9 protein-coding genes are annotated in these 7207 nt (G+C 42.2%); all 9 read right to left on the reverse strand.

Annotated elements, in window-relative coordinates; genetic code table 11:
- Positions 1-216, reverse strand: a 216-nt coding sequence (locus L1283_RS28005; protein ID WP_429626774.1) for a hypothetical protein, incomplete at its 3' end; no start/stop codon positions are given.
- A complete protein-coding gene (locus L1283_RS28010; protein ID WP_182981180.1) occupies positions 213-467 on the reverse strand; it encodes an acyl carrier protein in 255 nt (84 codons plus the stop codon). The genes L1283_RS28005 and L1283_RS28010, both read right to left, overlap by 4 nt.
- A gap of 4 nt (positions 468-471) precedes the next feature.
- Positions 472-1743, reverse strand: coding sequence for a beta-ketoacyl-[acyl-carrier-protein] synthase family protein (locus L1283_RS28015; RefSeq protein WP_286849107.1), 1272 nt, complete (start codon positions 1741-1743; stop codon positions 472-474).
- Positions 1740-2180 carry a 3-hydroxyacyl-ACP dehydratase FabZ family protein gene (locus L1283_RS28020; protein ID WP_286849105.1) on the reverse strand — a complete coding sequence of 147 codons (441 nt, stop codon included), beginning with the start codon at positions 2178-2180 and terminating at the stop codon, positions 1740-1742. Before L1283_RS28020 ends, L1283_RS28015 begins: the two co-directional genes overlap by 4 nt.
- Before the next feature lie 14 nt (positions 2181-2194).
- Positions 2195-3247: a type III polyketide synthase gene (locus L1283_RS28025; protein ID WP_429626775.1), complete on the reverse strand. Its 1053-nt coding sequence runs from the start codon at positions 3245-3247 to the stop codon at positions 2195-2197.
- Complete coding sequence (locus L1283_RS28030; RefSeq protein WP_429626776.1) at positions 3244-3957, reverse strand: methyltransferase domain-containing protein; 714 nt, start codon at positions 3955-3957, stop codon at positions 3244-3246. The genes L1283_RS28025 and L1283_RS28030 overlap by 4 nt, the downstream gene beginning before the upstream one ends.
- Positions 3948-5081, reverse strand: coding sequence for an NAD(P)/FAD-dependent oxidoreductase (locus tag L1283_RS28035; protein ID WP_429626777.1), 1134 nt, complete (start codon positions 5079-5081; stop codon positions 3948-3950). The genes L1283_RS28030 and L1283_RS28035 overlap by 10 nt, the downstream gene beginning before the upstream one ends.
- Positions 5082-5376: 295 nt before the next feature.
- Positions 5377-7023, reverse strand: coding sequence for a carboxylesterase/lipase family protein (locus L1283_RS28040; RefSeq protein ID WP_429626778.1), 1647 nt, complete (start codon positions 7021-7023; stop codon positions 5377-5379).
- On the reverse strand, positions 6941-7207 hold a 267-nt coding region (locus L1283_RS28045), incomplete at its 5' end, for a hypothetical protein (RefSeq protein WP_429626779.1). The genes L1283_RS28040 and L1283_RS28045, both read right to left, overlap by 83 nt.

A 7207-nucleotide genomic window follows, 5' to 3' on the forward strand; every position in this document is an offset into this window, starting at 1 on the left:
AAGTAATATTGTCAGGTCATCAGTTGGACTGAAAAAAGCCTTGTTAGAGGGGTCAGTATGTCCAGCGGAGGGGTCAACTTCAACATTATATCCATCAGGACTGTTCACAATCAACAGTTGTTCATGCTCATTAAATAGCTTAGAAACAAAGCCCCTACGTCTCCAATTACTATCTTTTCTGGACTGAACCAGGTCGATAACGTCATTACCAATCATTTTTCTTGTAACTTGCTTTCGATTATTTCGACTGCAGCTCCGACATTAAGCATACGTTCCATATCGGAATTTTCAATAACGATCCCAAATTGATCTTCGATATCCAGGACAATATCAACTAAATTTGCTGAATTGATTTGTAGATCACGCATAAAATCAGTCTTTTCTGTAAGCTGTCCAAATGCTTCTTCGTTTGTTGTGTAAGGTGCTATAATTGGCTTTAAAGCACCGATCAATTCTTCTCTGTTCATAGGTTTAGTTATCAAATTTTTTAAATATTAAACAGGCATTTACATCCCCAAATCCGAAACTCGCTTTGGCTATAATATAAGGTTTGACATCAACTTGAAGTAATGGTATTCTTGATGGATCTATCATTGCTGCAATCTCAGGATGTAAATCAGTACAATTACTGTTTCCAAATACAAATCCATGATATAATTGCAAAACTGTGGCCACGCATTCGATGCTACCTGCCGCACTGAGACAATGCCCAGTCATTCCTTTTAGCGAGTTTATCAATGGAAAATCTTTCCCTTTACGCCCAAGGGCCTCAGTCCAGTTTTCTATTTCAAAAGCATCTTTGGCCGTTGCCGTTAAATGACCGTTTATGGAATCGACATCCCATCCGGAGACGCCCGAATTTTTTAGGGCTTCCGCAATACATCGGCGTACAGCATCAGCATTTGGAGCTGTCATACTGCCCGTTCCCCGTTGCCCTCCAGAATTTACTTGACCACCCAATAACTCGCCATATATCATGGCCTTGCGTTCTAAGGCACTTTCCAAATCTTCCAGTAACAGGGCTCCAGCTCCGCTCCCCGGGACGAATCCTGCGGCTGTTGCACTCATTGGGCGAGATCCTTCCGCAGGGCGGTCATTATATTGCGAACTACAGACACGCAGTGCATCAAAACCGCCCCAAATATAAGGCCCACTATCTCCAGTACTACCTGCTAGCATGCGCTTTGCTCTTCCGGACCTAATCCGGTCATAGGCCATTAGAATTGCTTCGGTTCCGGTAGCACAGGCAGAGGAATTGGTGGTCACCTGATTTCCGAGCCCTAATTTCCCACCTAAATATGCACTGACACCACTGTTCATCGTTTGGGCAACGACTGTACTACCTAGCCTACGTGTTTGCAGCTCATCAATTTTATAAATACTCTCCCGAAACTTATCGATACCTGAGGTGCCTGAACCAAAGACTGTTCCGCTATCCCAATCGGGGGCCGAATTTAAGGCAATAGGAAAACCTGCATTTGTCCAAGCCTCCATTCCAGCTATGACACCGTATAATATGCCTGTACTGTTAAAACCCCTGAGCTCAAGTTCCGTGAAATATTGTCTTTTGAGATCATCCGATACTTGTGGCATTCCAGCAATCTGACAGGAAAACTGCAATTTTTCCAACTGCACATCATGTCTAACACCGGAGACACCCTCTTTTAGCGCCTGTGTAAAGGCCGGTACGCCCACTCCATTGGGTGCAACGACCCCTAATCCTGTAATGACAACTCTCTTCATAGCTCCTCGGTAATCATACCTGCCAATATTCCTTTACAAACCTCCTGTCCAGCTTCATTTTTCATCGCAACCGCACACTTTAACTTTCCAAACCTAAAATATATTTTTTTTGAAATTACCGTCACTTTTTCCTTCGGATACACGGGTTTTAAAAATTGTATTTCAGTAGAAGTCAATGCAATAGAAGAGCCCTGTATAAAGTCTTTATTGAGCAGAAAAATTCCCAAACAAGCTAAACCTATTTGGGCCATCGTTTCGATCAGAATAACGCCCGGAGTGATCGCTTTTTCATTAAAATGTCCTCTATAAAAATCCAAATTTTCATCAAAGGTATAGGTACCTGCAACACCTTCCGCATCGACATGGGTCAACGCATCGACAAATAAAAACGGGGCACTGTAAGGCAATTTCGCTAGTATAGAATTCAGATCCATCATTCAAATTTTGTAGGTTACCACTTTAATAAAACGCGCTGCGCCGAAAATCCAGGACCGAAACTCAGCATCAGCCCTAATTCACCGACCTGAGGACTACGTTTCATAATACGTTCGAGGACATATAACACGGTAGCGCTCGACATATTACCATACTGTGCCAGCACAGCCTTAGTATCCTCAATATCTTTATCAAATTCAGCAAAAATATCTTCGATTGTAGCGACTATCTTTTTCCCACCTGGATGAAAAATCATGTAATCAATATCTTTAATTTTAAGCTGATTCTTCTTCAAAAATAGATGTATAACGGCATCAAAATGAGACGCGATTACATTCGGCACTTCAACATCCAGTATCATCTGCATACCGCTGTTTGTCAGCTTAAATCCCATAATATCTTCCGCATCATAAAAATGGTACATCTCCTGATCAAGAATCACCGGACCATTGTCTGACTCGCCGGAGGAAAGCAGACAGCAAGCTGCACCATCTCCAAATATTGCGGCACTGACCATATTTGACATGGAGAAATCTTCCAGCTGAAAAGTTGCTGTTGGCGCTTCTACAGCAATGACCGCAGCACGTTTGCCTGGATTGGCCTGAAGAAAATTTTTAGCATAAATAATACCTGAAACACCGGCAACACAGCCCATTTCGGCAACTGGTAACCGCACAATATCCTGTCGGAGTTTCATCTTATTGATGAGATACGCGTCTAAGGAGGGGATCATAATTCCAGTACAACTCACTGTAATGATATAATCCAGAGACTGCGGATCCCATCCCGTCTGTTCAAGGGCCTTACGAAGTGCTTGCTCCCCTAGGACCATTGCCTCCCGGCAGTACACATTATTTTTTTCTTCAAAAGACGTCGCAGTGAAGACCTCTTGCGGATCCATAATAGCATATCGTCTTTCCACGGCGGAGCCTTCGAAAAGTTTCTTGATCTTCTTAATAAAGCGAGGCTCTTGTCCATGGAGCCAGATATCCAATAGCGGAAGGATATCAACGGTTGAACAAGAGTATTTAGGGAGTTGCTTAGCAACAGTTATTATTTTAACATTCATATATTGGAAATTATCCACTGGTAACGAAAGGCCCATTTCCATTGGATGCTATAATTTTCTAATTTCAGTTTATTGGAGAATTGTGTAAGTTCCTCTTTTTTAAACCCACGCAGTATAGAAACAAGCCCGTCCACTTTTGTCATTCTATTTAACCTAAAAAGAACAGCAATGGTTTGAAAAAGCCGGTAAGCAATTTTACTCCTTTGTAAATCGTTAATGACGACCCCTAATTTTGATACGTTGACCAGACTACCTAGCAAACGAAGGATCTCTTCATCGTCAAAATGATGTATGGTAAGCGTACACAGAACAATGTCATACTTGACATCTTCAAAATTCTCTTCAAAGATATCCGCACACAAATAGGATATATTGGTATAATCTTTAGACAAATCCCCCGCATAATTTATTGTATAGGGGTTGGCATCTATACCGAGCATTGAAAGCTTAATATGATGTCTATTGCCATAATCGCTCAACATGCGAAGCATGTCCCCATTGCCACAACCGATATCCACAATCGTTATTGTTTCATTCTTGCAGCTGGTTGAAAGCAATTTTTTTACACCGTTCAGCGTAATGCTATTTCCGCCTAAAAAACGATTAATCTTTGCTATCCTGTCTAATGTGGTCCGAAGTTCTTCTCCTTCGAGCAGAAAATCGTCCATGATCTCATTCTCCGATGTTCTCTGTTTTGTGTTTATTCCCATTTTATTGACCTTGCATTTCCATGAGTTTGTTTAATAATCCAGCTGAGCATTTTCGGAAAAAATGAGGCAGTCTTCATTAAAACTGCGGTCCCTATTTTATAGCTTAACAGCCGCGACAGAAGTCGTCCGAATAAGAGGCGTCTTTTAAACGTTCGATTCCATTGCTTGACATAAGCCTTTTCCAATTGCTTTCGTGAATGAATATGACCCCGGTAATATTCCAGGACAAGCTCAGAAGCTATTTTTGCACTGTGTATCGCCATCGCCATCCCATTTCCGCACAATGGATGAATAAGACCGGCTGTATCACCAATCATAAGAATATGGTTTTCTACCGTTGATTTCTTATCAAATGAAAATTGACTGATCGTGAGCGGTTTTTCAAAAAGTAGCCTATTGTGCTCAAAAAAATACTTAAGATGTCTGTTTTTAGACAAAACATACTTCTGATAATCACCTATGTTTTTGTATCTCTTGAACGTTTTTACATCGGCAAGATAACATAAATTTATCCGCTTATCTTCGACCTTGGAAATCCCACAATAGCCTCCTTCAAAATGATGCAAGGCAATTAGGTCATTCGGAAAATCGCCCGAATAGTGTGCCTTAACAGCCATCCAAGGAGAGGTTTTCGTTATAAAATCACGGGATAAGAGCTGATCGATATTGCTGCGTTTTCCATACGCGCCCAGTACAATTTTTGATCTTAATACCTGATCTTGAAACGAAACAGTAAATGTATCAGCGCTAAAGGATATACCTGTTACAGTAGCAATAACAATTGTACAGCCATTACTTTTTGCTTGCTGATATAACAGATCATCCAACGCGTAACGACTGATACCAATCCCACCCAAGGGTAACCTGACCCTATTCATCTGCCCGCCTTCTGTTGTGAACTCAAGCTCCTGAATGTGTGTTGGATATAGCGATTCAACATCCACTTGCAGCCAATGTAGGTAGGCCAAAATTTCATTCGAAACATATTCGCCGCAAACCTTATGACGAGGAAAATCATGTTTTTCGATTAACGTCACGTTGAATCCTTGTTTAGACAGATGCAATGCACTTGTAAGTCCGGCCAAACCACCGCCTATAATAATCACATCAGGATTTATTGTCATATATCCAAGTTTGCTCTATATGCGTATCATTTACAAAAATAAACGCCATAAATCGTACTTCAGTTTCCTAAATTGGTTGCCCCTCGCTATTCAACAAACGATTCTTGATAAACCTGTCCTCGGTCTAACATCTCCCTGCATAGGGCAATATCGTCCATACGCTTTTATCAAAAGTCTATCTGATAACAGCCCTTTGCGATAAATAGTTTTTATTTGGGTGTAAAATAAAAAGCACTTTAATTTACCTGATAGACAACCGGCTTAACCACTGCGGTAAGTTGAGTAAAGAAGGCGTCTACCTGAATTTATCTTCACGGTCGACAAACAATTTATCCAGAAAAAGATATCTGTTCCGAAATTCTTCAGCAGACGCCTTCACCTCAATATTCAAATTCAGAATATTCATGCGTTTATCTTTTGCTGTTGTTTTCGGCCAGGTTGCGAGCCCTTTTCCATTTGGATCGCCCGTCTTGATAAAATTAATAAAGTACTGCTGACCAAGTTTTGATACCTTGTAATCGTCTTCCGTCCATGCAAAGACATCATTGCTCTGCAGATTTCCCAATAAATATTCAATATCACTCGCATGGAAAGCACCCGGTAGGGGCTGTGGGCTTTTTTCCTTAGCTTCCTGCGCAGATTTCTTGGTAATTCCGCCGGCAAGCCCGGTTTGAGCATCGCGGTATGCCGGTTGCATGGGTGGTCGCGGTTTACCGAATATATAAACGTAGACTGGCTGACCGCTATTCTTTCGTTGCAGATCAAGCCATTTCCAGGTACTATAAACGATAAAATTATCGCTACCTAAGGCAGTTGCTGACCGAATGACTTCCGCCTCTGTCTTTCCAGGATAAAGCTTGAGCACTTCGTCAGCCTTAAGGTCATATTGTGCTCTTACTAATTTTTCATAATTCTCCGGAGATGGATACAATTTACCCATGTAGGCGGTATATGGAGCTTCCGTAGACGTCCAGCCTGCAAGTAGCGGGACTTTAGACTGTTCCCCTGCCTCAAAAATAGCCAAAGGAGATTTAGGCAGAAAATAGCCGTCAACAATCAAACGGGTCGCAAAGGCCCCCGGTTCGCTGGCTTTATCAAGGAGTTCTGCCGCAGGAATTTTACGCAGCTTATCAAGCCCCTCGGCATTTATGCGCGTTGCAAACGCAGTCCCCTGTTGCTCTTGCTCAGTAATAGAGGCCGTGCCATACCGCAAGTTAAAAACACTTCCGCTCTGACCGATAGCACGTTTAAATAGTCCTTTGGACAACGGACTCGTCATCTGGGCAGAAACCGACATACTCCCTGCCGACTCACCACCGATAGTGACGGCATCGGGATCCCCACCAAATGCAGCAATATTTTTTTTGACCCAAACCAAAGCTGCATGCTGATCCAGCAGTCCATAATTTCCGGAAGCATGTTTCGGAGATTCCTCGGTTAATGCTGGATGCGCAAAAAAGCCAAAGATACCAAGGCGATAGTTGACAGTAACGACAATAAGACCTTCTTTGGCAAAACTTTCACCATCATAGCGATTTTCCGATCCATCACCAGCATTGAAACCTCCGCCGTAAAAATAAACTAAAACAGGAAGTTTGCCCGAACCAAGGGTCTTTGGACGCCATACATTCAGGTAGAGACAGTCTTCACTGATCCCTGGTGACCGAAATCGCATGTCCCCATAGATCGGTTTCTGCATCGGAGAATAACCAAAATGATCTGCCTTACGAATACCAGACCAATGTTCAGCAGCTTGCGGTTCTTTCCACCTCAGGTCGCCTACTGGCGGTTTTGCAAAAGGAATCCCTCGAAAAGACTCTACCCCGCTTGACAAGGTAATTCCTTCTAGTACCCCCTCCTCAACCTTTACCTGAGGCATTTGTGCGAAAACAAATGATGCAACCAAAAGCTGAACAACAGTAAAAAAAATATTTTTCATCATAACATCCATTTAAAACTCTATGGTTTTTATTCTTACAGTTAAAATACAAAATAAAACTTATACCGTCGTGATATTCTGTTATTTCAGCACTTGCTTGCTTGCTTGCTTGCTTGCTTGCTTGCTTGCTTGCTTGCTTGCTTGCTTGCTTGCTTGCTTGCTTGCTTGCTTGCTTGCTTGCTTGCTT

The organism is Sphingobacterium sp. HSC-15S19, assembly GCF_050433745.1.
Taxonomy (GTDB): domain Bacteria; phylum Bacteroidota; class Bacteroidia; order Sphingobacteriales; family Sphingobacteriaceae; genus Sphingobacterium; species Sphingobacterium siyangense.